Source organism: Stenotrophomonas sp. STK16_22 (assembly GCF_051984505.1).
GTDB lineage: Bacteria > Pseudomonadota > Gammaproteobacteria > Xanthomonadales > Xanthomonadaceae > Stenotrophomonas > Stenotrophomonas maltophilia_A.
This window is the reverse complement of sequence record NZ_CP196972.1, coordinates 411,186-435,311: the sequence shown is the minus strand read 5'-3', so window position 1 is coordinate 435,311 and position 24,126 is coordinate 411,186. Positions and strand designations below refer to the sequence as shown.

Genomic DNA, 24,126 nt, shown 5'->3' with positions numbered 1-24,126 from the left:
GCTCCCTCCCCCACGTCGGGATGCAGGTCCATCGTGCGGGCTGCGAAAGCACTTTGCACGCTGCACTGCAAAACAAAACCGGCGGGTTTGGGTGACCCCTGCGGGAAAAGCCATTCCACGAAGGTAGAACCCCCCGTACGGATGAGGATGGCCGATAATCGGAATTCCCCCAAGCAACACGTGTCGTCATGTCTGTTGATCGCATCGCCAACGCGCGTCTTCGTGACCGCGTGGTCTCCGCAGAGGCCGCAGCCGCGCTGATCCAGCCCGGTGAAACCGTGGCCATGAGCGGCTTTACCGGCTCCGGGTATCCCAAGGCCGTTCCCGTCGAACTGGCCCGCCGCATCGAAGCGGTGCATGCCCAGGGCCAGCCCTTCCAGATCAGCCTGATGACTGGCGCCTCCACAGCGCCGGAACTCGATGGCGCGCTGGCCAAGGCCGATGGCATCGCCATGCGCATGCCGTTCCAGAGCGACCCGGATGCGCGCAACCGCATCAACGAGGGCAAGCTGGATTACATCGACATCCACCTCAGCCACGTGGCCCAGCACGTGTGGTTCGGTTTCTATGGCGAGATCGATACCGCCGTGATCGAAGTCTCGGCCATCCGCGAAGACGGTTCGCTGGTGCCCTCCACCTCGGTCGGCAACAACAAGACCTGGCTGGACCTGGCCAAGAAGGTGATCGTCGAGGTCAACGAATGGCAGCCGGCCGGCGTCGACGGCATGCATGACATCTACTACGGCACCGCGCTGCCGCCGCACCGCAAGCCGATTCCGCTGGTGAACGCCAACGACCGCATCGGCGACACCGCGCTGCGCTGCGACCCGGACAAGATCGTGGCCGTGGTGCGCACCAACGGCCCGGACCGCAACAGCCCGTTCAGCCCGATCGATGCGACCAGCGAGCAGATCGCTTCGCACCTGATCGAGTTCCTGCAGCACGAAGTGAAGAAGGGCCGCCTGCCGCCGAACCTGCTGCCGCTGCAGTCGGGCGTGGGCAATATTCCGAACGCGGTGCTGGCCGGCCTGGCCAAGAGCGGCTTCCGCGACCTGGCCGCGTTCACCGAAGTGATCCAGGACGGCATGCTCGACCTGCTGCGTGACGGCGTGCTGAGCTATGCCTCGTGCACCGGCTTCGCGCTGAGCCCGCAGGCCAACGAGACGTTCAAGGAGAACATCGATTTCTACCGCGAGCGCATCATCATGCGCACGCAGGAGATCTCCAACCATCCGGAACTGGTGCGCCGCCTCGGCTGCATCGGCATGAACGGCATGATCGAGGTGGACATCTACGGCAACGTCAATTCGACGCACGTGATGGGCACGCGGATCATGAACGGCATCGGCGGTTCCGGTGACTTTGCCCGCAACGGTTTCCTGTCGGCGTTCCTGAGCCCGTCCACCGCGAAGAACGGCACCATCTCGGCGATCGTGCCGATGGCCAGCCACGTGGACCACACCGAACACGACGTGTCGGTGATCGTCACCGAACAGGGCCTGGCCGACCTGCGTGGCCTGACCCCGCGCAAGCGTGCGCAGGTGCTGATCGACAACTGCGCGCACCCGGATTTCCGCCCGCAGCTGCAGGACTACTTCGACCGTGCCAGCCGCGAGAGCTACGGCAAGCACACCCCGCATCTGCTGCCGGAAGCGTTGTCGTGGCACCAGCGTTGGCTGGATACCGGCACGATGAAGAGCTGAGATCCGGAGACTCTGGTAGAGCCGGCCGCTGGCCGGCTCCCCAGAACAGCCGGCCAGCGGCCGGCTCTACCTTCACGCGGTGCGCAGCGCCGCCAGCGACTCAGCCTGCAGCCGCTCGTAGATCTCGAACTCGTCATTCACCGCCACGCCCAGCGCCTGCTCGAAGGCCTCGCGGTTGGCGTGTGCGGCATACGCACGCTGTTCTTCGCCGCCCAGGTTCGACTGGAAGATGCCCGCCGCACTGACCGGCAGGAAATCCTCATAGACGATCGGGTCGGCCGTGGCCAGGCCGGCGGCCACCAGCACTTCGGCGGGCAGATCGGCCACGCGCTCCGGCGCGGCGCGGCCAGCGTCGGTCAGCTGGTAGCGGTAATAGCCCAGTCCTTCCTGGCGCAGCGTGTCATGGTCATCCGGGAAGCTGGCGAACACCGCCTGCAGGCGCTGGCCGTAGTCGCCGCCGGTGCTGCCTTCGCCACCGGCATCGCGGGCCTGCGACAGCAGCTGGTCGTACAGCGCGCGGCCCTTCGGGGTAAGCGCAAGGCCCCGCTGTTCGATCTCGCCGAAGCGCGCGGTGTGGGTGCCGGCATCGCCACCCTCGCTGTCCGGGAAATGCACGGCTTCTTCCAGTGCCTTGAAGCTGGTCTGCCGCAACAGGATCGGGCAGGCACGGCGCGGCGGACCTTCGATCACCGCCTTGGCGGCCATGCCATGCTCGATCATCGCCGCCTGCGCCGCGTCGATATCCAGCGTACGCGGGGTCAGATGGTTGATGTGCGGGCCACGGAAGCTGACCACGTCGGCCACCAGGCGATGCGCGTTGTGCAGCGCGTGGTAGGTCGGCAGGTCGACCGTGGCATCGCCATGCCAGCGGAAGGTTTCCAGTGCTTCCTCGACGAAGCGCTCGGCATCGGCCTGCGAGAGCCCGCCGTCACGCTCGGCCTGCTCGATCAGCGCCAGCGCGCCCTCGGTGAAGATGCGGCGACGTGCAAGGATCTTTGCCGATTCGGCACGCAGCGCTTCGTCTTCGATCAGCTCCAGGCGCAGCAGCGAGGTGAACACGCGGAACGGGTTCTGCGCCAGCGCGGCGCCGGTGAGCGGGCGGAACGCGGTGGAGTGCACCGGCACGCCGGCCACCGACAGGTCGTAGTAGCCGACCGGGTACATGCCCATCACCGCGAACAGGCGGCGCAGCGTGGCCAGTTCCTGCACGGTACCAACGCGGATCGCGCCGTGGCGCTCTTCATCCAGGCGCGCACGCTCGTCGTTGCGCTGCAGCTGTGCGGCCAGCGCAGGGTCCTGGTCAAGCACCTGCGCGTTGATCCGCTCCACCAGTTCCACCAGCGTGCCGTACAGCGGCACTTCGGTGCGGTACATGCGGGACATGGCCTGCGCGAACAGGCGGCGGATCATATCAGGCGAAACGAAAGAGGCGCTCATCAGTCACTCGATTACGGGAACGGGGAACAGCTCGAACCCGTATTGTCGCCGGAGCGCGGGGCCGCGGCGATATGCAGAGCAACATGAAGGAAATCGGTAGTGCCGGCCGCTGGCCGGCAACCTCCGGATGCCTGGAAGGATGCAGTTGCCGGCCAGTGGCCGGCACTACCGCTTGAGCTGGCGCCTCAGGGTGGCATCCAGGGTGATCGGCCGGTCCCAGTGCTGGTAGCTGGCCACGATGGCATGGCGCACGGCGCGGTAATGCAGGTTGTCCGGCTTGGCCGGCATGCGCTTCACCACCGCCTCCCAGCCGCCCTCCGGGTCCTGGCTGAAGGCGCGCACGCTGTCGCGACAGGTCTGGCCGCTGGCCTTGGCCCAGAAGCAGGCGAAGTAGATATCCCCGGCCTGCCAGCCATGGGTGGTGAACAGCGCGCTGATGTAACCGCGCGGCACCTCGGCATAGCGCGACACTTCGTCGAGGAAGGCGTCGGGGTAGCGTTCGGCGTAGTGGTTGATGTCCTGCAGCTGGGCATCGACCCAGCGGTCACCGGTTTCCACCGTGTAGGCCGCCGAACGCTTGGCGGTCTGCTGGGCCAGCACGATGGCCGGCACCAGCAGCAGGGACAACAACAGCGCGCGCAGTCGGACGTTCATGCCACGATTCTGCCGCAGCCGCCGGGTCCTGTCAGGCCGCCGCCGAGGCCTTGGCCTCGATCGCGGCCAGTGCGGCCGGCCAATCATGGGCGGTATCGGCAGTGACCATGCGCGGTTCGTCGTCGGCCACGCCGTGCTGGGTCTCGTGGGCCCAGGTCACCGCGTACGGGGTATGCACGCCCCAGCCACCCAAGGTCACCACCGGCTCGATGTCCGAGCGCAGCGAGTTGCCGACCATCACGAAGCGCTGCATCGGCAGGTCGAATTCGGCCAGCACGCGGGCGTAGGTCTCCGGGTCCTTCTCGGAGACGATCTCGATGCGCGGGAACAGCTCGGCCAGGTTGGCGACCTTGATCTTCGCTTCCTGGTGGAACAGGTCGCCCTTGGTGATCAGCACCACTGGATAATCTTCGGCGATCGCAGCGACTGCTTCACGCACGCCGTCGATCAGCTCGACCGGGTGGCGCAGGGTGTCGTGGCCGATGTCCAGGATGCGCTGGATGTCCTTGGCCTCGATGCGCTGGCCGGTGATGTCGATGGCCGCTTCGATCATCGACAGCGTCATGCTCTTCACGCCGTAACCGAAGGTGCCCAGGTGGCGCTGCTGCACTTCCAGCAGGTGGCGCGCGGTCTGCGTGTCATGCACGTCGACGTAGCGCGACAGCAGGTCAAGATAATCCTGCTCGGCCTTGCGGTAGTAGTCCTCGCTCTTCCACAGCGTATCGTCACCGTCAAAACCGACCAGGCCGATGGCGCGCGACGGCGCAGGCGTGGGGGTGTTCATCGCACAAGGATACAGGGGTGCTGGTGACGATAAAAACCCGGGCGGCCGCAGCCGCCCGGGTCCCCATGCACCGGTCTTCCCGAATCAGGCGTGGATCAGCGGCCCTGCGCCGCGCCGGCACCTGCACCGGCCTGCTGGGCGGCCACGTAGGCCTTGTACTCGTCGGCGCTCAGCTCGCCGTCCTTGTTGGTATCGGCCTGGTCGAACACCTGGGCCAGGCCTGCGTTCACCTGCGCCTCGGTCTTGCTGATGGTGCCGTTGCCATCGGTATCGATGCTGGCCCAGGTCTGGCCACCGCCATTGGCCTGTGCCGAAGCCGCTGCGGCCGCGTTGGTCGCCTGGTCAGCCGCCTGCCCTGCCTGTGCCGCCGACTGCTGCGCCTGCGCGGCCTCGTTCTGTGCCTGCGCGGCCTGCTGCTTGGCCGACTGGGCCATCGCCGGAATGGCCAGCACGCTGCCGGCGGCGACGATCAGGGCGATCAGGGGCTTGCGGTTGCGAATAGTCATCAGGGGTGTCTCCTACCAATTGGGTGGTGTTGCGCGGCGTGTTGTCTCCGCACGGCACCTACCCTGCCACCGCGTTTCTGAATCGATTTTGCCCCGCGACCGGCGTCAACACGCACGATTAACCACTCGCCTACGCGCATGCTTTAGCGCGGTGGTTAGCACGAAGTGAGTGGCTCATAAGCTGCGCATTCAGCGCTGCCTGATTTAACCGGCAGCGAACAAAAAACCTGCGTCAGTCGACGTTCTGAGCCGATGACCGCGAACTGAACACCACCCAGCCGAGGGCAACACCGGCGAGCGCGCCGGCGATTTCCAGCACCACGCGGCTGCCGAGTTCGTTCGGATCGTGGATGGTGGCGAGGAAAAGGCGCGCATACAGGGGCGACTCCAGACGCACGATGCCCATGTAGAACAGCTTCCAGGCATCGATGCCGGCGGAGATGATCACGGCGATGACGCAGGACCAGCCGATCGCGTGGCCAACCGTCCAGTGCAGGAGCCGGCACAGCTGCGACCACAGGAAGTACACCAGCAGCCCGACCAGCAGGGCAATGGCGCCCGCTTCGAGGGTACCGAGCAGGCCGAAGTGCAGGGGAAGGTTCATCGGGTGGGCAGGGATGAAGAGGCGGCCAGTGTAAGGGATCTGCCTCGGACCCAATCCGTTAGCCCCGGTAGATCCACGCCATGCGTGGATGAATCCCCATCGAAATCGAATACTCCGATGATTGAACGAAAGGCGTCCACGCATGGCGTGGATCTACCGTGTCGACCAAGGTCGACACCTACCAACAGCAGCGCCCCTCCGCCGATGTCCCTACCGCACGGGGACGTCGTATGCGGTGCCCGGGTCCGGTTCGGGCTGCAGGGTGTAGTGCCACCACTCCTGCGGATAGTTGACGAAACCACGGCGTGCCATCGCCTGCACCAGCTGCTTGCGATTCGCCTGCTGCGCAGCACTCAGCCCGCTCGTCTGCGTATGCGCGCGTGGCCCGAAGAAATCGAAGTCGGTGCCCATGTCCAACGGCGTACATGCACCACTGCCGCAATCCAGCAGCCCCAGATCCACCGTGGCACCGCGGCTATGGCCGGAGCGCTCGGCGATGTAGCCGTCGGCCAGCAGCCGTGGCTTGTCCAGATCCGGGTACTGCAGAGCCTTGCGCGAGCGCTCGCGCGGATCGTTCACCCAGGCCATGAAGGCCTGCACCGAGCGCACCGGCCGGTAGCAGTCGTAGAGGCGCAGGCCAAAGCCATCCGCGCGCAGGTCCTGTTCCACCTGTGCCAGTGCCTTCGCCACCGGCGCCAGCAGGTAACAGGACGGCCCCTCGTAACCCGGCACGCGCGCGCCGGTGAAGTTGTTGGCGCCGGCGTAGCGGATGTCCATCTCGATGCCTGGCGACAACGTGCGGATCTCCACGAATCCGGCGCTGGCGGCATCGGTGGCCGGCGAAACACGCGGCGGCTCAGCGGCGCTGGCGCTCGCTGCCAGGGCAGTCGCCAGTACGAGTGAAATGCAGGTCCTGGAAGTCATAGCTGAAGTCGATGTCCGGGTCGATGGCACGCAGGTCCAGTGTGGGCGGCGCACCGTCACCGGGCTGCAGCCAGGCCTGTGCGTCTTCGCCCAGCGTATCCCAGCGCAGCAGCCAACGCCCCTGCAACTGCAGCACCGTGGCCTGCAGCCGGGGCGACTTGTCCACGCTGAAGCGCAGGCCGTCCGCGCCCGGGCACAGTGAGGCCGGGCCCAGCCACGGATCGCGGTAACGGCCCTGCCAGTGCGGCAGATCCGTGCGGCTCGTCTCCTGCGCCGCAACGGTGGACGGCCGCGAATGGCCGGTCGCCGCCCGCGTTGCCTGGTCTGCCTTCAATTCGGCCAGGTACTCCATCGCAGGCCGCGCATCGTCCGCTGCGGTGAAGCGCTTCAGCGCGGCCTGCATCAACGCGGTACGCGCATCCTCGCCTTCGCCATTGATCAGCATCACCACACCCACCTTGCGGTCGGGCAGCAGCGCCAGCGACGAGTACATCCCTGACAGCGTGCCGGTGTGTGCCACCTTCCACTGCCCATCCATGTCAGACACGCGCCAGCCATAGCCGTAGCCGTAGAAATGCGCGTTGTCCCAGCGCCGCTGGCGCTCACCCAGCGGCATCGGCACGTGTAATGTCCACAACGTGCGGCGCTGTTCACTATCCAACCAATCCTGCACCACGGCAGGATCAAGCAGTACCTGCATCCAGCGCGTCATGTCGCGCAGCGAACAGCGGATGCCTCCGGCAGCCATGGAAGGCAGGTCCGGGCTGATGGCACCGTCAGCGTTCACCACCTCATTGCGATCACGACGCCAGGCATGTGGCTGCGCGACGTTGCCTACGCGCTTCACCGACCAGGCCCCCACCTGGCAGCGCGTCATGCCGAGTGGTTCAAACACCTGCTCGCGCATCAACTGGTCGTACGATTTGCCACCGGCCGCAGCGGCCACTTCGCCGGCCACCACATACATCAGGTTGTCGTAGGCATAGTGGCTGCGGAAGCTGCTGACCGGCTTCAAGTGCGCCAGTCCGGCAATGATGTCGGCGCGGGTGAACGTGTTCGGCTCCGGCCACAGCATCAGATCACCGGCGCCCAGACCGAGACCGCTGTTGTGGATCAGCAGGTCGCGCACCTGCATCTGCTGGCCCACCCATGCGTCATGCATGCGGAAGCCCGGCAGGTGCCGCCGCACCGGGTCATCCCAGCGCAGCTTGCCCTGCTGCACCAGCCGCGCCAGCAACGCGGCGGTCATCGCCTTGCTGTTGGAGGCGATCTTGAACAGCGTGTCCTCGTCGATGCGGCCGCCATCACCGCGCGCGCCCTCGGCATGGCGATAGACCACGTGCCCATTCTCGACCACCGCCATGGCCAGCCCGGGCAGGTGCTTATGCTGGACCACGGCGGCGACATCGGCATCGATGGATGCGGTATCGACCGCCGAAGCGGAGGGTGCGGCCAGTGCCGCTGCGAGGATCAGCAGATGATGCATGCACGCTTCCCTTCCAATGCCCGCGCCGCCCACACGGACGGCACGGGATGCAGCCTCAGAAATTCCAGGTCACCACCAACTGTGTATAGCGCGGAGCCTGCCAGCGCGTCCCGGTGGCGAACGTCGCCTCGCGGTACTGGCCGGGCTGCGCTTCATAGCGCTGGTGCACGTTGATGGTCTTCTGATTGTTGAACAGGTTGTAGACCGACAGCCGTGCGCTGAGGTCGATGCCTTCCACCGGCAAACGCCACGTCACATTGGCGCCCATGGTCCACGTCCATGGCAGGCGACCGAACGCGCCGCGCGGACTGTACTCGAACTGTCGCTGGTTGTATGGGCCGGAGCAGTTGGCCACGCACAGCCAACCGGTGCCACCGCCACTACCTTCACTGGAGGTACTGCCACCGGCGATGGAGTCGTTTGGCCACATCACGCCATACGCAGTGATCGGGCCACCGGACTGCACCTGCAACGTGGTGCCGAAGGACCATTGCTTGTTCAGTGCGTACGCAGCTCGCAGCTTGAACTGGTGGCGGAAGTCGTTGAACAGTACGCCGTAGCGCTCGTTGGTGGCGGGGTGGTCCCAGAACTGGACCATGCCGGTATCACCGTAGTTGGTATCGGAGTTCACTGGTCCTTCGAAGTTGCCTTCACTCTTCGACCACAGGTAGGACGCGTTGAACATCCACTTCTCGTCCCATGCACGGTCGATCTGGAACTCCAGCGCCTTGTAGGTACGCTTGGGCTTGGAGTAACCGATCACCTCGCCACTGCCGCCCTTTCGATAGCCGCTGTTGGCGGTGTCGATGGTGATCCAGCCTTCGTTGGCGCAACCGATGCTCTTGTCGCCCCAGATCGTCAGGCTCTCGCCCGGGTTGGCGATCGGCCACAGCGTGCTGGGGGTCGGGCCGCACGGGGTGTAGTTGATGCGGATGTCATCCAGAGCGCGGGTCATGCGCCGGTAGGTGGCGTTGACGCCCCAGGACCACGCCTGGTTGATCATGTTCTGGAAGCCCAGGATGTACTCGTCCTGGTAGACCGCCTTGAGATCGCGGTCCACGCTCTGGCGCAGGTCGGCACCGCCGGTGTTCATGCGGGTGTCGGTCGGCCCGATCTGCTGGCCGACGATCGGTGCCATGTACGGCGAGCCTGTCGGCGAGGTCTTCTGTTCCCAGCCATTGAGCACGTAATAGCTGTATTCGTCGGTGAGACCACCGGCGAAGTTCACGTTGATGTTGTTGGTAACCGGCAGGTAGTAGCGGCCGGCGTTGCCGAAGAGCTTGGTGCTGCCATCACCGCGCATGTCCCACGAGAAGCCCACACGCGGCGCGACCAGGTCGTCCATCTTGATGAACGCCTTGCCGGCGGCGGTGCGGTTTTCGAAACGGTCCCAGCGCACGCCGAGGTTGAGCATCAGGTTCGGAGTGATGTTCCAGATGTCTTCCACGTAGAAGGCATTGGCTTCAGTCTCGAACGTGCCTCCCGACTTGCGGTTGCGCGCACGCAGCATTTCGGTAACGCCTGCTGGCACGTAGGCATTGGCACCGTCCCAGACTTCGTCGCCAGGTCGCGCTACGTAGGCCGTGTAGCTCAACTCGGTCGGACCGGGGTAGCGGGTGGACTGCTTTGTGGTCATCAGCTCACGGTCGACACCGAAGCGTAGCAGGTGATCACCCAGCTGCCATTCGAAGTCCAGTCGCGCCACGTCACGGGTATCGTCACGCTCGGCCACTGCCGTGCCGGTGGGGTGGCAGCCTGCGCGCAGGCCCTGCAGCTTGCCCAGGCGCGGGCCGTAGGTGCTGTCGGTGAACACCGGGCTGCACGCCTGATCCAGCGACGAATTGGTGAACGCACGCTGGTTGTTCTGGCCGACCATGGCGCGGGCGGTGAAGTTCTGGCCGAAGTGGCCGGTATAGGTGGCCGACCAGTTGCGACCACCCGTCTCGGTGACCGAATCACCGCCCCATGCACCGAGCTGGTCTGCGTTCCAGTTGTAGCCATACGAGGCGTTGGTGACGTCACCTTCGTCGGAGAACGCCAGCAGTGCCAGGCTGTGGTTGTCGTTGATGTTCCAGTCCAGCTTGGTGCCCCAGAAACCGTTGCCGGAATCATTCTTGAACCAGGTACTGCCATCGGACGAGGTGTTGTGCCCTTTGTCACTGCGGTCTTCATACATCGCGAACAGGAACAGCTTGTCCTTGATGATCGGACCGGAGCCCCACACGTTGGTCTTCAGGAACGAGTTGTTGTCGCGGCTGCCATACGAATGCGGGGTTCCATCACGATGGAAGTGGTCGCCGCCGCTGGAGCGCCATGCACTGGGTTCAGCGGTGACTTCCACGCCGCCTTCGAACTCGTTGCTGCCCGAACGGGTCACCGCATTGATCACGCCACCGGTGGAGCGGCCGAACTCGACCGAGTATCCGCCGGTCTTGACCTGAAACTCCTTGAAGAAGGCGAACGGCGCGGTACTGAAGCCGCGACGGGTGTACATGTCGGTGACATTCAGGCCATTGATGAAGACGGCATTTTCAGCCACCGACGAGCCGGCGAAGGACAAGCCACCAAACGACGAGTTGCCGCCGACCACGCCAGGCGCCATCAGTGCGACCGCAGACAGGTCCTGCGCCACAGGAAGGCGCGAGATTTCCTGTCGATTGATGTTGAAGGATGTTTCGGTGGAATAGACATCCACGCGATTGACCACGCGTGTGCCGACCACCTGCAGTGCATCGAGATTGGTGACGCCGCCGCCGCTTGCCAGATTGACCGTGGTGGTGCCGCCGATCGCGACGCTGACAGCAACCTGATCACCCAGCTTCTGGCCATCACGGCTGAGCTGCAACTGGTAGTCGCCCACCGGTAGCTGGCCCAGGCGATAGCTGCCATCGGCACCGACCGTGACAGAGCGGGTCAGGCCCGTGCTGTTGCTGACCACGGTCACCTGATCACCGGCGGTGGCGCGGCCCGCCACCGCGCCGCTCACGTTCTGCGCCATTGCGGTGCCGGGCAGCATCACGCCCAGACACGCCCCAAGGGCGACGCACAACGCCGCCCGCTTGATGCTGTAAGCCTTCATCCCCTGCTCTCTCCTGCAAGAATCGAATGGTGTGGAGTGCGATGTGTCGCGCTAGCGTTGCCTGGCTGGCAGTACCCGCCACTGGAAGTCGTAGTTCCATTGGTCGAAGTACAGGTTGCCGCCAGCCCACTCGGCCTCGCCGCGCTGCGAGTCGACCGTTTCCGAGCGGAAGTGCTGCTTGGCCGGCACCAGGGCCTGGCCGAAATCGTCGTTGAAGGCGATGCGGTAGCCGTCGAGGCCACCCAGGTAGAAATCGCGCAGGGCCGGCACGTCGCTGGCCAGTGCGCCGGTGGTCACGTCCATCGGCAGCCATCCATACGGCGCCAGGTAGACCTGCCCCCAGTCATGCAGGTTGTTGTAACCACTGCCATCGTCGGAGAACACCATGCCCGACTGCCAGCGTGCGGGAATGCCGTTCAGGCGCAGCAGCGCGATCAACAGCAGGGTCTGCTGCCCACAGTCGGCATGCCCGGCATGCAGCGCGTAATCGCTGATGTTGCTGATCGTGGAGTATTCGCGCGCACCGGCCCATGGAATGCGATCCACGGCAGCAAACAGCTTGCGCACCACTTCATACGGGCGGGTTTCCCCCTGCAGCACCTGGTCGGAGAACAGCTTCAGCGCCGGCGTGAAGCGCACGTGCGGCAGCTGCTCGGCCAGGTAGGGTTTCAGTGCCGGATCGGCCGGTGTCGGCTGCACCTTGGCCGGATCGATCGCGGTATGCCGGGCCAGGATCGTGACCGCATAGCGGACCTCGAAGCGGGTCGGCTGCCCGGCCACCGCTTTGGCTTCCAGATAGGCGGTACGCTGCAGGGTGCTGGCTGGTGCCACGCGCGCCTTGCCCGGGGTGCTGCCCAGCCACTGCACCTGCTCCTGCTGGCCGGGTATCTCGCGCGGGTACGGAATCCAGGCGCGTACGGTCTCGCCGGCCGGCACCGCATCGGCTTTCACCGTGAGCGACTGGGTGAATTCAATGCGCTGCGGCAGTACCGACGCCTGGCCACTTTGTTCCGCTGCGGCAAGCACGCGTGCGTGGTGCGCGTTGAGCACCTCGTTTGGGCCCGGCGCCGGCATCGGTGCATCCGCGCGGCGGCGCGCACGTGCCTCGTCGCTGAGCAGGAACAGGTTCAACGGTGCGCGCTTGAAGTACCAGCGCGTGCCATCGATGTCGAGGTGTTCGATCAGTCCAAGCTGGTCCCAGCGTGCGAATTCCTCGTCGGTCAGGTCGGGAATCCAGCGGCGCACGGCAGACTTGGCGGCGGCTTCGTCGAGGGAAAAATCCAGGCGGATGCGGCGCATGCGCTCTTCCTGGAACGCGATGTCGTCGAAACTGACGCCAGGCTCCGCCGCGTCCGCAGCCGACCAGGTGTTCAGTTCGCTGCCGGCTTCGGAGAACCGTCCCGCGTCGATCATCTGCACGACCCGCGCAAACTGGATGGCCGAGGGTGGCGGCTCCGCTCCCGCCGACCACGCCCACAGCAGCAGCGCGGCACACAGGCCGGCAGTGGCAGGCAGACGTGGTTTGCGAACGGCAGGATCCACAGCGACACTTCCCCAGCGCGGGTGGTAACGGCTGTGTAACACGGGCCGGGATGCCGGTCAATAATTTATTCTTGCTTTCGATGCCAAAAGGAATAAATATTCCAACAGGCATTCGAGGAGGGTGTGCAGCGCATGATCCTGGCTTCCCGCGAACGGCATCGGCATTGGCCACGCCGCTTGACCCTGGCCCTGTGCCTGCTGGCCGCACCGGCCTTTGCACAGGCGGCCCCGCCGCCCGACCCGGGCGCGCCGCTGCCCTATGTGATCGGCCTGCACGAGGCCTACCTCACCCCGCAGTACTGGACCGCGCGCCTGGACAACGCAGACGTGCCGATCCTGGACCGCAGCCAGATCGAGGCACAGAACGCACGGATGCGGTCACAGGACAGCCACATCCAGGACATCGCCGCACTGCCCGAGCAGCTTGATGCGGCGGCGGTGCGCGCCAGCATCACCTCGCTGTCGAGCTGGCCCACCCGCACTCTGTACAACGACAAGGGCCAGGCCGTTGCGCCGGCACTGCGCAGCGCGACCGAAGCCAATCTGGGCCTACAGTCCATTCCCGCGCAGACGACACCGCAATACGGGCTGGTGGTGAAGCGCGCTGCACTGCGCACCTTCCCCACCCGCGAGCGCGTCTTCAGCAGCGTCGGTGACATCGACATCGATCGCTTCCAGGAATCGGCGCTGTTCCCCGGCGACAAGGTCGCCGTGGTCCATCGTAGCGCCGACGGCCGCTGGCTGTTCGTGCACAGCGAGCGCTACAGCGCATGGATCGAGGCCGATGCCATCGCCAGCGGCGACAAAGCCACCGTGCTCGGCTACGGCGCGAAGGGACCGTACCGGATCGTCACCGGCGCCACCGCACAGACCGCCTACACCCCGGAAGAACCGCGCGTCTCGCGCCTGCAGCTGGACATGGGCGTGCGCTTGCCGGTGCTGGCCGACTGGCCGGCGTCAGAGCCGGTGAACGGCCAGCAGGCACATGCGTCGTGGGTGGTGCAGCTGCCGGTACGCGAGGCCGATGGTCGATTGAAGCTGGTACCAGCGCTGTTGCCGCGCTCGCAGGACACCGCCGCCGACTATCTGCCGCTGACCCCACGCCTGCTGCTGCAGCAGGCCTTCAAGTTCCTCGGCGAGCGCTACGGTTGGGGCCACGACTACGACACCCGCGACTGCAGCGGTTTCGTTTCCGAGATCTACCGCAGCTTCGGCGTGCTGCTGCCGCGCAATACCAGCGCGCAGGCGGTCAGCCCGGCGCTGGACCGCGTGCCATTCACCGGCAAGGACGGCAAGGCCGTGCGCGACCGCGCCGTCACCGACCTGCAGGTGGGTGACCTGGTCTACATCCCCGGCCACGTGATGATGGCCATCGGCCACGTCGACGGCCGCACCTGGGTGATCCACGATACGGCGGGCGGCAGCTGGTTCGGTGCTGACGGCAAGCGTGTGCAGGCCCACCTCAATGGTGTTTCGGTCACCCCGCTTGAGCCGATGATGGCCAGCGACAGCGTCCGCTACATCGACCGCATCACCAACATCCAACGCCTGCGTGCCAAGACCCCCTGAATGAAGATCACTGCCATCGAACTGGGCATGCTGCGCGTGCCGCTGAAAACACCGTTCAAGACCGCCCTGCGCACGGTGGAAACCGTGGAAGACGTAGTGGTGCTGATCCGCACCGACACCGGCCACACCGGCTACGGCGAAGCGCCGGCCACCGCGGTGATCACCGGTGATACCCACGGCTCGATCATCGAGGCGATCCGTCACTTCATCGCGCCGCGCCTGATCGGCCAGGACGTGGCCAACCTCAATCGCCTGTGCGGTCTGGTGCAGACCGCGATGGAGCGCAACACCAGCGCCAAGGCGGCGGTGGAGATCGCGCTGTACGACCTGTGGGCACAGCTGCATGGCGCGCCGCTGTACCAGATGCTGGGTGGCGGCGACCCGGTGATCACCACCGACATCACCATCAGCGTGGACTACATCGACAAGATGGTGGCCGATTCGCTGTCGGCGATCGAGCGCGGCTTCGAGTCGCTGAAAATCAAGGTCGGCAAGGACATCGGTCTGGACATCGAACGGGTCAAGGCGATCCACGCCGCCGTGGAAGGCCGCGCCCTGCTTCGGCTGGACGCCAACCAGGGCTGGACGGCCAAGCAGGCGGTGCATGCCATGCGCACGCTGGAGGAAGCGGGCGTGGTGCTCGAGCTGCTGGAGCAGCCGGTGAAGGCCGCCGACATCAGTGGCCTGAAGTACGTGACCGACCGCGTCAACACGCCGGTGATGGCCGACGAAAGCGTGTTCAGCCCGAGCCAGGTGATGGACCTGATCCAGCAGCGCGCGGCCGACATCATCAACATCAAGCTGATGAAGACCGGCGGCCTGTCCAACGCGATCCGCATTGCCGACATCGCCGGCATCTACGGCGTGCCGTGCATGATCGGCTGCATGATCGAATCCAGCATCAGCGTGGCTGCGGCCGTGCACCTCGCGGTGGCCAAGAGCGATGTGATCACCAAGGTCGACCTCGACGGCCCCTCGCTGGGCCAGTTCGACCCGGTCAGTGGCGGCGTGCACTTCAACGAATCGGAGATCAGCATCAGCGACGTGCCGGGGCTGGGCATCACCGAAGTGCGCGGGCTGGAGATGCTGGGGTGACCCGCGCAGTCGAGCATGGCTCGACTCTACAAGGGCCGTGCTTATCTGATGCCTGGTCGGGCGTTACTTTTCTTTCTGCGGAAAGAAAAGTAACCAAAAGAAACGCTCCGCCAGCCGCGAGCCGACGTGCTGCGCACGTCGGTGCCCTGCGCTCCTCGGTCCGTCAAGGGACGGCGCGGAACTCGCTGCGCTCAGACACCCGCGCCTCTTCGCCCTCGCAGGACCTGCGGTGCTCGGCTCGCTACAAGGCGGACTCAACGTCCAAAGCAACAGCTGCACCCAGTAAATCCATGCCACGCGTGGATGCACCTTCTCTTGCTTCTGCCCTACCCCGTAACCCCTTCGCGGCTGGCACGCGCGCGATGTGTCCGAGGTCGGGCGGGTGGGGTTTGCAGGGGTGTCCGCGCCATGGGCCCGAGGCATGCCTCGGGCGGGTTGGGCAGGACGCCCAACCCCGGTCTTGCCGTTTGCGCAGGACAGCGCAAACGAGCAAGCGCGGCCAAGCCTCCATGGACGGATTCACGGCGTCCCCTGCAAACCCCACCCGCCCGACCCACTCCATGACACGCTCTACGCGACCAACCGCAATGCGCCTACACATGCCCGGACTCCCCGCATGCCGCCCCTGCTGAAGATCCGTTCCGAGCGCGGGCAGATGTCGGCCATCGAGCGTCGCATCGCCGACTTCATTCTCGACAACGCACACCTGCTGCGCGACTACTCGTCCCAACAGCTGGCCAGCGCGCTGGGCATCAGCCAGTCCAGCGTGGTGAAGTTCAGCCAGAAGCTCGGCTTCAAGGGCTACCCGGACCTGAAGTACTCGATCGGCCAGGATGTGGCTCGCGCCGGTGCCGATCCACAACAGGCGCCCAGCGAACCGGACAGCGGTGACGACTACCTGCGCCTCGGCGAGGCCCTGCGCCGCAGCAAGGCACAGGCCGAGGAGGAAACCCGCCAGGCCAATCCACGCGGGGAAATCGAGCGCATCGTGCAGCTGATCGACGGCGCGCCGAAGCTGTTCGTGTACGGCCTGGGTGACGACGGCCTGTACGCGCGTGAGTTCGCCATGCGATTGTCGCTGCTCGGCCTGCTGGTGGTGCCGCATACCGACCCGATCCTGATGCTGGCCAACCTGTCGGCCGCGCGCCCCGGCGATGCGCTGCTGGTGTTCTCCGAGTTCGGCAACCTGCCCCAGCTTTCGCAGCTGTCGCGCCAGTTCCAGGACATGGGTGGCAAGGTGATTTCCATCACCCGCCACACCGCCAACCCGCTGCGCGCGCATGCTGATGCAACACTGGTGGTGTGTGCGCACGACCGCACGCCGCAGGTCGCGCAGCTGCTGTACCGTAGCGCCATGCACGCGCTGCTCGATTTCCTGTTCGTGCTGCTCTGCCACGCCAATCCGGATCGCCAGCAGCAGCTCGCGGTGAACCTGGAGCGGATCGACCACCTGCTGGATTCCTGACCGGAGCGCACGTTGATGAAATCGCTGGTCCGCCTCGCTACCGCTGCGCTGCTGCTTGCTGCAGCGGTGTCCGTATACGCGGCGCCGCTGGATGGTGCGCGCCAGCTGATCGTGGTCACCAGCGATGGCTGGGACAGCACCGAGGGCCAGCTGCAGGCCTATGTGCGCGATGGCAAGGGCTGGCACGCGCATGGACAGGCGTTCCCGGTGGCGCTCGGCCGTACCGGCAGCGCCTGGGGCCTGGGCCTGCATCCGGCACAGGCCGACGGCCCGCAGAAGCAGGAAGGCGATGGCCGCAGCCCGGCCGGCGTGTTCGCGCTCGGCAGCGCCTTCGGCTATGCCATCACCCGCCCCGGCACCGCGATGGCCTACCAGCCCATGCTTGAAAGCAGCTACTGCATGGATGTGTCCGGCTCTCCGTTCTACAACCGCATCGTGGATGAAAAGAAGGTCGGCAGCGCCGCGGTCAAGGGCTCCACCGAGCCGATGCGGCTGGACCTTCACAACCAGGGCGACGTGCGCTACCAGGAAGGCTTCGTGATTGCCCATAACCCGGACAACCAGCCCGGCAAGGGCAGCTGCATCTTCGCCCATCTGTGGCGCGCGCCCGGTGAGGCCACGGCTGGCTGCACCGCCATGCCGCAGCCACGCATGCAGGCGCTGCTGGACTGGTTGCGCCCGCAGGATATGCCGCGCTTCGTGCTGCTGCCGCGCGCCGAGTACAAGCGCCTGCAGGCACAGTGGCAGCTGCCCGCACTGAGCGGAGACGCCCGTTGAGCGCGCAGGACGAACCGCAGCTGCAGCGCGCGGTCAGCCGCTGGCAGATCGTCGGCCTGTCGATCAACGATGTGATCGGCAGCGGCATCTACCTGCTGCCGGCCGCCACCGTCGCCCTGCTCGGCCCCTTCAGCCTGTGGGGCGTGGTCGCCGCCGGCATCGTCGTTGCCCTGCTGGTGCTGTGCTACGCGCAGGCCGCCAGCTACTTCGATGAACCCGGTGGCAGCTACCTGTATGCCCGTGAGGCGTTCGGGCGATTCGCCGGGTTCGAGATCGGCTGGATGATCTGGTTGACCCGCATCAGCTCGGCGGCCGCATTGAGCAATGCACTGGCCGATGCGGTCGCGCGCTTCTGGCCGTGGGCCGGCGCCGGCATGGGCCGCATCGCGGTGATCGTGGTGTCGCTGGGCTTCCTCACCGGCGTCAACATCATCGGCGTGCGCTCGGCCGCGCGCACCGGCGTGGTGCTGGTGATCGGCAAGATGCTGCCGCTGCTGCTGTTCGTGGCCATCGGTGCGTTCTACATCGATCCGCAACTGGCCTTCTCCGGCCAGCGCCCGGACCCGCATGACCTGCAGCGCATGGGCGAAGCCGCCTTGCTGCTGCTGTACGCCTACGCCGGCTTCGAGAACATTCCGGCGGCCGCCGGCGAGTACCGTAATCCGCGCCGCGATATTCCATTCGCCCTGATCACCATGATCATCACCGTCACCGTCATCTACGGCGCGGTGCAGGTGGTGGCGCAGGGCACGCTGGCCGGCCTGGCCAGCTCGGCCACGCCGCTGGCCGATGCCGCCGCCGGCTTCGGTGGCGAGGCACTGGCGCTGATCCTGACCATCGGCGCGACCATCTCCATCCTCGGCACCAACAGCAACACGATGATGATGGGCCCGCGCTTCCTGTTCGCGCTGGCCCGCGATGGCTACGGCCCGAAGATCCTGGCCCAGGTGCATCCGCGCTTTTACACGCCGGCCGCGTCGATCCTGTGCCAGGGTCTGATCGCACTCGGCCTGGCCCTGTCGGGTTCGTTCGTGCAGCTGGCGCTGCTGTCGATGACCACGCGCCTGTTCGCCTACATCGGTACCGCCGCGGCAGTGCTGGTACTGGCCAAGCGCTATGCCGACCGCCCCGGTGCATTGAAGCTGCCGGGCGGCCCGCTTATTCCGGTGCTGGCGCTGCTGCTGTGCGTTGCGCTGTTCGCCAGTGCCAGCTGGCAGAACATCGCCGCCGCGCTGGTGGCGTTCGCCATTGGTGCAGTGATCTACAAACTGCCGCGAAAAGATGCCGACGCCGGATGACCGATAGCGCCGGGCCATGCCCGGCGGATTGATCTGGTGATCACGCTGCCGGACCGGGCCGTTAACCGCCACGCAGGCATGATCAGGCTTCGTCCACAACGGAGCCTTCCATGACCGAGTACCAGATTCCCGGCCGCGTACCGGACGACAGCACACCGCGCGATGCGGTCAGTAACTACTGGCGCGAACGCTACACGGCCGAGCCGTACTACGACGACCAGCTGTTCTTCGAGGACTACGAGCCGGCCTACCGCATCGGCCACGCCGCACGTGCGCAGGACGTGATCCGCGCCTACGAGGAAGTGGAACGCGAGCTGGAATCACGCTGGGCCAGTGAACGAGGCAAGAGCCGGCTGGAGTGGGCGCAGGCACGCAGTGCCGTTCGCCGTGGCTGGGAGGAAGCGCGGCAGGTGGAACCGCGCCTGGCACGCGGCCCCTGACGGATCCGATATGCGGCAACGCCGGGCATGGCCCGGCGCTACCGTTGCTGCATCACTCCTGTTCCGGCAGCGGCGGCACGGCCGTGCTGCGCTTGCTCTCACCGCCACCGGCGGCGATCAGGTCGCGGGTGTTCTTCTGCACCGCCACCGCACCGAACAGCGACAGCGCGAAGGCCATGCCGTAGAAGCCCTTCTCGCTCAGCACCAGGGTGGCGTTCCACAGGCCAACCAGCAGCAACAACAGCGCAGACAGCAATGCGAACCAGCACAGCGCGTAATACAGGCCACTCACCGGGATTCCCTCGACACGGTCACGCACGCTCTTCTGCAGCGACACCGCCGCGAACAGGCCGAACAGCAGCAGGGTCAGGTAGTAGCCCTTTTCGTTGAGCGCCATCGTGGCGTTGAACAGACCGATCAGGTAGGCCGCCGCACCCAGCAGCAGGGCCACCCATGAGGCGGCGATGAAGGCGGTGGAGGGCTTGTGGGGCATGGCAGTGTTCATTGCAGATCCTTGGCAGGCAGACGGGCACGCTTTGCCCGGGCGTGCCCACCCTAGACGATCCCGCCGCGCTCGCACAGGGGTCGCAGGACCTTCGGGCCACGACGCTCACGACGCCAGTGGTATACAAGGGACAGCCCGGCCATCCGCATCCCCGCACTGGAGATACCCATGACCCGCACGCCCCTGCTGCTCGCCCTCGGCCTGGTGCCGATCCTTGCCACCTCCGCCTGCAATGCCGCCGACCCGGCCGCCAACGGGGCCCAGACCGCAGCGTCCGCAGCCTCCACCACTGCCGACCAGCGACCGTTCACCGCATCCGAAATCAGTCGTTTCGACCAGCCGTGGGCAATGACCTTCCTGCCCGATGGCAGCCTGCTGGTCACCGAAAAGCGCGGAAAGCTGCAGCACCTGGACCTGGCCAGTGGCCAGAAACACGAGATCACCGGCGTTCCGAAGGTCGCTTACGGCGGCCAGGGCGGCTTCGGTGACGTGATCCTGCACCCGCAATTCGCGAGCAACCACGTGGTCTATCTCAGCTATGCCGAGGAAGGCACGCTGGACACCCGCGGCGCTGCCGTGGCCCGTGCCACGCTGGCGCTGGATGCCAACGGTGCCGGCCAACTGAAGGACCTGAAGGTGATCTGGCGACAGAGCCCGAAGGTGAGTGGTGAAGGTCACTACGGCCATCGCCTTGCTTTCGGCCCGGACGGCAAGCTGTGGATCAGCTCCAGCGAGCGCCAGAAGTTCGATCCGGCACAGGACATGGGCGGCAACCTCGGCAAGATCATCCGCCTCAACGATGATGGCAGCCTGCCCGCCGACAACCCGTTCGCCTCGCAGGGCGGCGTGGCCGCGCAGGTGTGGTCACTGGGCCACCGCAACATCCTCGGCATGGCCTTCGATGCCAACGGCAAGCTGTGGGCCCACGAGATGGGCCCGGCCGGCGGCGACGAGCTGAACCTGATCGTGCGCGGCGCCAACTATGGCTACCCGATCGTCTCCAACGGCAACCACTACGACGGCCGCCCGATTCCCGACCACGATACCCGCCCGGAGTTCGCCGCCCCGAAGGTGACCTGGACGCCAGTCATCTCGCCGGCCGGCTTCGTGATCTACAGCGGCACCCTGTTCCCGCAGTGGAAGGGCAGCGGCTTCATCGGTGGCCTGTCCTCCACCTCGCTGGTGCGCGTGGCCTTCGATGGTGACAGCGCGCGCGAAGCCGAACGCTTCAACATGGGCGAGCGCATCCGCGAAGTGGAACAGGGCCCGGATGGCGCCCTGTGGCTGCTGGAAGATGGCAACAAGGCGCGCCTGCTGAAGCTCACCCCGAAAACCTGACAGGATGGTAGTGCCGGCCGCTGGCCGGCACGTTTTCCCGCAACGGCCCCGCACGCGGGGCCGTCTGCGTTCATTGGATGGTGATGACCTTCACCTCGGTCTTCGTGCAGGCCTGGTCCAGGCACTGCCCGTTCAACCACACCTGGCCATCGCCGATCATCACGCCCTGCTGGTTGACGAAGACCTTGCCGAAGTCCTGTTCGGACACCGCCTTGACCACCGCCGGGGTGATGATCTTCTCGTAGTTGCGCTGGAACTCACCGGGGCCGGTGATCTTCCTTCCGTTAGCGATATTCAGCGGGAAGCGCACTTCCTCCACCACCGCAGCGCGATCACCGCCGACCACCGCGGTCTTGAACGCGTTGAACACCTTCTCGTACTGCGCGGCATCACCGAGCAGGGTCTCGATACGCGCACGTGCGTCTTCGGTAGTCGCTTCCGCTGCGGGCGCGGTCGGTGCCGAAGCAGCGGATTCAGCGGCAGGTGCCGCAGGCGTTGCCGCAGCACTGGCCTCCATCGGCGGCGGTGCGTCCACCGCAGGCTCGGCCGGCGGTGCCGGCTGCGAACAGGCCGCCAGCAACAGGGCGGGAATCAACACAGCGATCGTGCGCATGCGCGGACATCCATCGGTTCAAGAACACCGATGGTAGCGCCGCCGCGGTGAGGACAACAAAAAGGGGACGGAGGGGATTAAGTCGTTAGTGGCACAAACGACTTAATCCCCTCCGTCCCCTTTTTCTTCGATCAGGCCTTCAGCAGCTCGAACTGCACGGCTTCGCCTGCTGCCGACGAGGCGCAGACCCACAGGTCGAACTGGCCCGGCTCGGCACGCAGCACGCCGTCGCGGCCGGTGAACGCCAGCTGCTCGCGGGTCAGGGTGAATACCACTTCGGCCGACTCGCCCGGCTGCAGTGCCACCTTGCGGAAGTCCTTCAGTTCACGCACCGGACGCACGCGGCTGGCCACGCGGTCGTGGATGTACAGCTGCACCACTTCCTCGCCGGCCATGTCGCCGCTGTTGGTCAGCGTGGTGGTGATGGTCAGGGTGTCGTCCCAGCCGAGCTGCGCCGCACTCAGCTGCGGCACGCCGTAGGCGAAGGTGGTGTAACCGATGCCGTGGCCGAACGGGTACAGCGGCTCATTCGGGATCTCGCGCCAGCGAGCCTTGAACTCCGACATGGTCGGCAGTTCCGGGCGGCCGGTGCGCGGGTGGTTGTAGAAGTACGGCTGCTGGCCGGACACCTGCGGGAAGCTGACCGGCAGGCGGCCGGACGGGCTGTAGTCGCCGAACAGCACATCAGCCACGGCATGGCCGGTCTGCGTGCCCAGGTACCAGGTGACCGCCACCGCGTGCGCGTTGCGCACCGCGCCCTGCAGTGCCAGCGCGCGGCCGTTGCGCAGCAGCACCACCAGCGGCTTGCCGGTCATCGCCACCGCCTCGGCCAGTGCCTGCTGTGCCGGCGGCAGGGTGATCTCCACGCGCGACTGCGCTTCACCGCTGTAGCGCTGCGGTTCGCCCAGCGCCAGCACCACCACGTCGGCGCGCAGCGCGGCCGCCACGGCGGCTTCGGTGCCGCCCGGAATGGCAGTTTCCAGTTCGCAGCCCGGCACGATCTCCAGCAGCGCTTCATCGCCGATGGCGGCGCGCACGCCGGTTTCCAGATCCACGTAACGCTGCTTGTCGCCGAACAGCGTCCAGCAGCCTTCAATGTTCTCGCGGTCCTGCACGAACGGGCCGATCAGCGCGATCTTCTGCCCGGTCTTCTGCAGCGGCAGTACGTTGTCACGGTTGTTCAGCAGCACGATCGAACGGCGCGCGGCATCGCGCGACAGTGCGTCATGTGCGGCAATGTGCGAGGTATCCGCTTCGCGCGCCGGGTCCAGCGAACGGTACGGGTCGTCGAACAGGCCGATGGTTTCCTTCAGCCACAGGATGCGGCGCACGCCTTCATCCAGCACCGCCATTGGCACTTCGCCGCTCTCGACCAGGCCCGGCAGGTGTTCGGCGTAGAAGCCGCTCTGCATGCTCAGGTCCAGGCCGGCGGTGAACGCCTTGGCAGTGGCATCACGGTCATCGGCGGCATAGCCGTGCGCGACCAGTTCCATGTCGGCGGTGTAGTCGGAGATCACCACGCCCGGGAACTTCCACTCACCGCGCAGGATGTCGGTCAGCAGTTCGGCATTGGCACTGGCCGGCACGCCGTTGATGTCGTTGAACGAGGACATCACGGTGATCGCGCCCGCATCGAAGGCGGCCTTGAACGGCGGCAGATGCACGTCACGCAGGGTCTGCGGCGAGATGTCCACCATGTTGTATTCCATGCCCGCCATCACCGCGCCGTAGGCGGCGAAGTGCTTCGGCGTGGCCAGCAGCGAATCGGCGGCGCGCAGGTCGCTGCCCTGGAAGCCACGCACGCGGGCGGCGGCGAACGCACACCCCAGCACCACGTCCTCACCGGCACCTTCGGCGCCACGGCCCCAGCGCTGGTCGCGGGCGATGTCCACGGCCGGCGCATAGGTCCAGTGCAGGCCAGCGGCCGTCGCTTCGATGGCGGTGGCGCGCGCGGTGCGCTCGGCCAACTCCGGCTCGAAGCTGGCGGCCTCGCCCAGCGGAATCGGGAACACGGTACGCATGCCGTGGATGACGTCGGCCGCCAGGATCACGGGGATGCCCAGGCGGCTCTCTTCGGTGGCGACCTGCTGGATCCGGCGGCCCAGTTCGGCGCCCACACCATTGAACAGCGAGCCGACCTTGCCCTCGCGCACCTGCTGCAGCACCTGGTCGGCATTGCGCACGTTGGCTTCCGGGTTCACGTCCGGGGCGAACGGGCGGACCATGTCCGCGAAGACACCCAGCTGGCCGACCTTTTCCTCGACGGTCATCTGGGCAATGAGGGATTCGATGCGATCGGAGGCCACC

At 66.2% G+C, this 24,126-nt stretch carries 20 protein-coding genes; 8 read left to right on the top strand and 12 right to left on the bottom strand.

Annotation, left to right across the window (positions count from 1 at the left end):
- The first annotated feature begins 188 nt into the window (after positions 1 to 188).
- On the top strand, positions 189 to 1,703 hold the full coding sequence (locus ACSYAO_RS01955) for an acetyl-CoA hydrolase/transferase family protein (RefSeq protein WP_049462169.1): 1,515 nt from the start codon (positions 189 to 191) through the stop codon (positions 1,701 to 1,703).
- A 72-nt stretch (positions 1,704 to 1,775) separates the two neighbouring features.
- On the opposite strand, the gene hglS is transcribed toward ACSYAO_RS01955, so the two are convergent.
- The 9 genes from hglS to ACSYAO_RS01910 form a co-directional block, all read right to left on the bottom strand.
- A complete protein-coding gene (gene hglS / locus ACSYAO_RS01950) occupies positions 1,776 to 3,140 on the bottom strand; it encodes a 2-oxoadipate dioxygenase/decarboxylase HglS (protein ID WP_049462170.1) in 1,365 nt (454 codons plus the stop codon).
- A gap of 165 nt (positions 3,141 to 3,305) precedes the next feature.
- The gene (locus ACSYAO_RS01945; protein ID WP_049462171.1) at positions 3,306 to 3,794 is read right to left on the bottom strand and encodes a hypothetical protein; all 489 of its coding nucleotides are present in this window, start codon (positions 3,792 to 3,794) and stop codon (positions 3,306 to 3,308) included.
- Between the two features lie 31 nt (positions 3,795 to 3,825).
- The gene (locus ACSYAO_RS01940; protein ID WP_049462172.1) at positions 3,826 to 4,578 is read right to left on the bottom strand and encodes an HAD family hydrolase; all 753 of its coding nucleotides are present in this window, start codon (positions 4,576 to 4,578) and stop codon (positions 3,826 to 3,828) included.
- A 95-nt stretch (positions 4,579 to 4,673) separates the two neighbouring features.
- Positions 4,674 to 5,084 carry an EF-hand domain-containing protein gene (locus ACSYAO_RS01935; RefSeq protein WP_004139214.1) on the bottom strand — a complete coding sequence of 137 codons (411 nt, stop codon included), beginning with the start codon at positions 5,082 to 5,084 and terminating at the stop codon, positions 4,674 to 4,676.
- Positions 5,085 to 5,316: 232 nt separating this feature from the next.
- Positions 5,317 to 5,688: a hypothetical protein gene (locus ACSYAO_RS01930; RefSeq protein WP_032968343.1), complete on the bottom strand. Its 372-nt coding sequence runs from the start codon at positions 5,686 to 5,688 to the stop codon at positions 5,317 to 5,319.
- A gap of 210 nt (positions 5,689 to 5,898) precedes the next feature.
- Positions 5,899 to 6,612 carry a M15 family metallopeptidase gene (locus ACSYAO_RS01925; protein ID WP_049461774.1) on the bottom strand — a complete coding sequence of 238 codons (714 nt, stop codon included), beginning with the start codon at positions 6,610 to 6,612 and terminating at the stop codon, positions 5,899 to 5,901.
- A complete protein-coding gene (locus tag ACSYAO_RS01920) occupies positions 6,545 to 8,098 on the bottom strand; it encodes a serine hydrolase domain-containing protein (RefSeq protein ID WP_049461773.1) in 1,554 nt (517 codons plus the stop codon). Before ACSYAO_RS01920 ends, ACSYAO_RS01925 begins: the two co-directional genes overlap by 68 nt.
- Positions 8,099 to 8,153: 55 nt before the next feature.
- Positions 8,154 to 11,177 (bottom strand): TonB-dependent receptor, encoded by a 3,024-nt coding sequence (locus ACSYAO_RS01915; protein ID WP_049461772.1) that lies wholly within the window; start codon positions 11,175 to 11,177, stop codon positions 8,154 to 8,156.
- Between the two features lie 51 nt (positions 11,178 to 11,228).
- Positions 11,229 to 12,719 carry a transglutaminase-like domain-containing protein gene (locus ACSYAO_RS01910; protein WP_049400066.1) on the bottom strand — a complete coding sequence of 497 codons (1,491 nt, stop codon included), beginning with the start codon at positions 12,717 to 12,719 and terminating at the stop codon, positions 11,229 to 11,231.
- Between the two features lie 132 nt (positions 12,720 to 12,851).
- Between ACSYAO_RS01910 and ACSYAO_RS01905 the strand changes: the two genes are divergently transcribed.
- The 6 genes from ACSYAO_RS01905 to ACSYAO_RS01880 all read left to right on the top strand — a co-directional run bounded on the left by ACSYAO_RS01905 (position 12,852) and on the right by ACSYAO_RS01880 (position 19,363).
- Positions 12,852 to 14,288, top strand: a complete 1,437-nt coding sequence (locus ACSYAO_RS01905; RefSeq protein WP_049421210.1) for a C40 family peptidase — start codon at positions 12,852 to 12,854, stop codon at positions 14,286 to 14,288.
- Positions 14,289 to 15,383: a dipeptide epimerase gene (locus ACSYAO_RS01900; protein WP_032130035.1), complete on the top strand. Its 1,095-nt coding sequence runs from the start codon at positions 14,289 to 14,291 to the stop codon at positions 15,381 to 15,383.
- Positions 15,384 to 15,999: 616 nt separating this feature from the next.
- The gene (locus ACSYAO_RS01895) at positions 16,000 to 16,848 is read left to right on the top strand and encodes a MurR/RpiR family transcriptional regulator (RefSeq protein ID WP_049461891.1); all 849 of its coding nucleotides are present in this window, start codon (positions 16,000 to 16,002) and stop codon (positions 16,846 to 16,848) included.
- 15 nt (positions 16,849 to 16,863) lie between these two features.
- Positions 16,864 to 17,625, top strand: a complete 762-nt coding sequence (locus ACSYAO_RS01890) for a L,D-transpeptidase family protein (protein WP_049461892.1) — start codon at positions 16,864 to 16,866, stop codon at positions 17,623 to 17,625.
- Entirely contained in the window at positions 17,622 to 18,923 is a 1,302-nt protein-coding gene (locus ACSYAO_RS01885) for an APC family permease (RefSeq protein WP_049461893.1), read from the top strand. Before ACSYAO_RS01890 ends, ACSYAO_RS01885 begins: the two co-directional genes overlap by 4 nt.
- Positions 18,924 to 19,033: 110 nt before the next feature.
- Entirely contained in the window at positions 19,034 to 19,363 is a 330-nt protein-coding gene (locus tag ACSYAO_RS01880) for a hypothetical protein (RefSeq protein ID WP_049461894.1), read from the top strand.
- Positions 19,364 to 19,415: 52 nt separating this feature from the next.
- On the opposite strand, the gene yiaA is transcribed toward ACSYAO_RS01880, so the two are convergent.
- A complete protein-coding gene (gene yiaA / locus ACSYAO_RS01875; protein WP_049461895.1) occupies positions 19,416 to 19,868 on the bottom strand; it encodes an inner membrane protein YiaA in 453 nt (150 codons plus the stop codon).
- Positions 19,869 to 20,036: 168 nt separating this feature from the next.
- On the opposite strand from yiaA, the gene ACSYAO_RS01870 reads away from it, so the two are divergent.
- A complete protein-coding gene (locus ACSYAO_RS01870) occupies positions 20,037 to 21,206 on the top strand; it encodes a PQQ-dependent sugar dehydrogenase (RefSeq protein WP_049461896.1) in 1,170 nt (389 codons plus the stop codon).
- Positions 21,207 to 21,276: 70 nt separating this feature from the next.
- Here ACSYAO_RS01870 and ACSYAO_RS01865 read toward each other — a convergent pair whose 3' ends face one another.
- Entirely contained in the window at positions 21,277 to 21,819 is a 543-nt protein-coding gene (locus tag ACSYAO_RS01865) for a hypothetical protein (RefSeq protein WP_049461897.1), read from the bottom strand.
- A 131-nt stretch (positions 21,820 to 21,950) separates the two neighbouring features.
- Positions 21,951 to 24,125 (bottom strand): glycoside hydrolase family 3 N-terminal domain-containing protein, encoded by a 2,175-nt coding sequence (locus ACSYAO_RS01860; protein WP_049461898.1) that lies wholly within the window; start codon positions 24,123 to 24,125, stop codon positions 21,951 to 21,953.
- Between the last annotated feature and the right edge of the window lies 1 nt (position 24,126).

Coding starts and splice junctions, on each gene's coding strand:
- ACSYAO_RS01955 (WP_049462169.1), top strand. CDS start 189: ATGTCTGTTGATCGCATCGCCAACGCGCGTCTTCGTGACCGCGTGGTC.
- hglS (WP_049462170.1), bottom strand. CDS start 3,140: ATGAGCGCCTCTTTCGTTTCGCCTGATATGATCCGCCGCCTGTTCGCG.
- ACSYAO_RS01945 (WP_049462171.1), bottom strand. CDS start 3,794: ATGAACGTCCGACTGCGCGCGCTGTTGTTGTCCCTGCTGCTGGTGCCG.
- ACSYAO_RS01940 (WP_049462172.1), bottom strand. CDS start 4,578: ATGAACACCCCCACGCCTGCGCCGTCGCGCGCCATCGGCCTGGTCGGT.
- ACSYAO_RS01935 (WP_004139214.1), bottom strand. CDS start 5,084: ATGACTATTCGCAACCGCAAGCCCCTGATCGCCCTGATCGTCGCCGCC.
- ACSYAO_RS01930 (WP_032968343.1), bottom strand. CDS start 5,688: ATGAACCTTCCCCTGCACTTCGGCCTGCTCGGTACCCTCGAAGCGGGC.
- ACSYAO_RS01925 (WP_049461774.1), bottom strand. CDS start 6,612: ATGACTTCCAGGACCTGCATTTCACTCGTACTGGCGACTGCCCTGGCA.
- ACSYAO_RS01920 (WP_049461773.1), bottom strand. CDS start 8,098: ATGCATCATCTGCTGATCCTCGCAGCGGCACTGGCCGCACCCTCCGCT.
- ACSYAO_RS01915 (WP_049461772.1), bottom strand. CDS start 11,177: ATGAAGGCTTACAGCATCAAGCGGGCGGCGTTGTGCGTCGCCCTTGGG.
- ACSYAO_RS01905 (WP_049421210.1), top strand. CDS start 12,852: ATGATCCTGGCTTCCCGCGAACGGCATCGGCATTGGCCACGCCGCTTG.
- ACSYAO_RS01900 (WP_032130035.1), top strand. CDS start 14,289: ATGAAGATCACTGCCATCGAACTGGGCATGCTGCGCGTGCCGCTGAAA.
- ACSYAO_RS01895 (WP_049461891.1), top strand. CDS start 16,000: ATGCCGCCCCTGCTGAAGATCCGTTCCGAGCGCGGGCAGATGTCGGCC.
- ACSYAO_RS01890 (WP_049461892.1), top strand. CDS start 16,864: ATGAAATCGCTGGTCCGCCTCGCTACCGCTGCGCTGCTGCTTGCTGCA.
- ACSYAO_RS01880 (WP_049461894.1), top strand. CDS start 19,034: ATGACCGAGTACCAGATTCCCGGCCGCGTACCGGACGACAGCACACCG.
- yiaA (WP_049461895.1), bottom strand. CDS start 19,868: ATGAACACTGCCATGCCCCACAAGCCCTCCACCGCCTTCATCGCCGCC.
- ACSYAO_RS01870 (WP_049461896.1), top strand. CDS start 20,037: ATGACCCGCACGCCCCTGCTGCTCGCCCTCGGCCTGGTGCCGATCCTT.
- ACSYAO_RS01865 (WP_049461897.1), bottom strand. CDS start 21,819: ATGCGCACGATCGCTGTGTTGATTCCCGCCCTGTTGCTGGCGGCCTGT.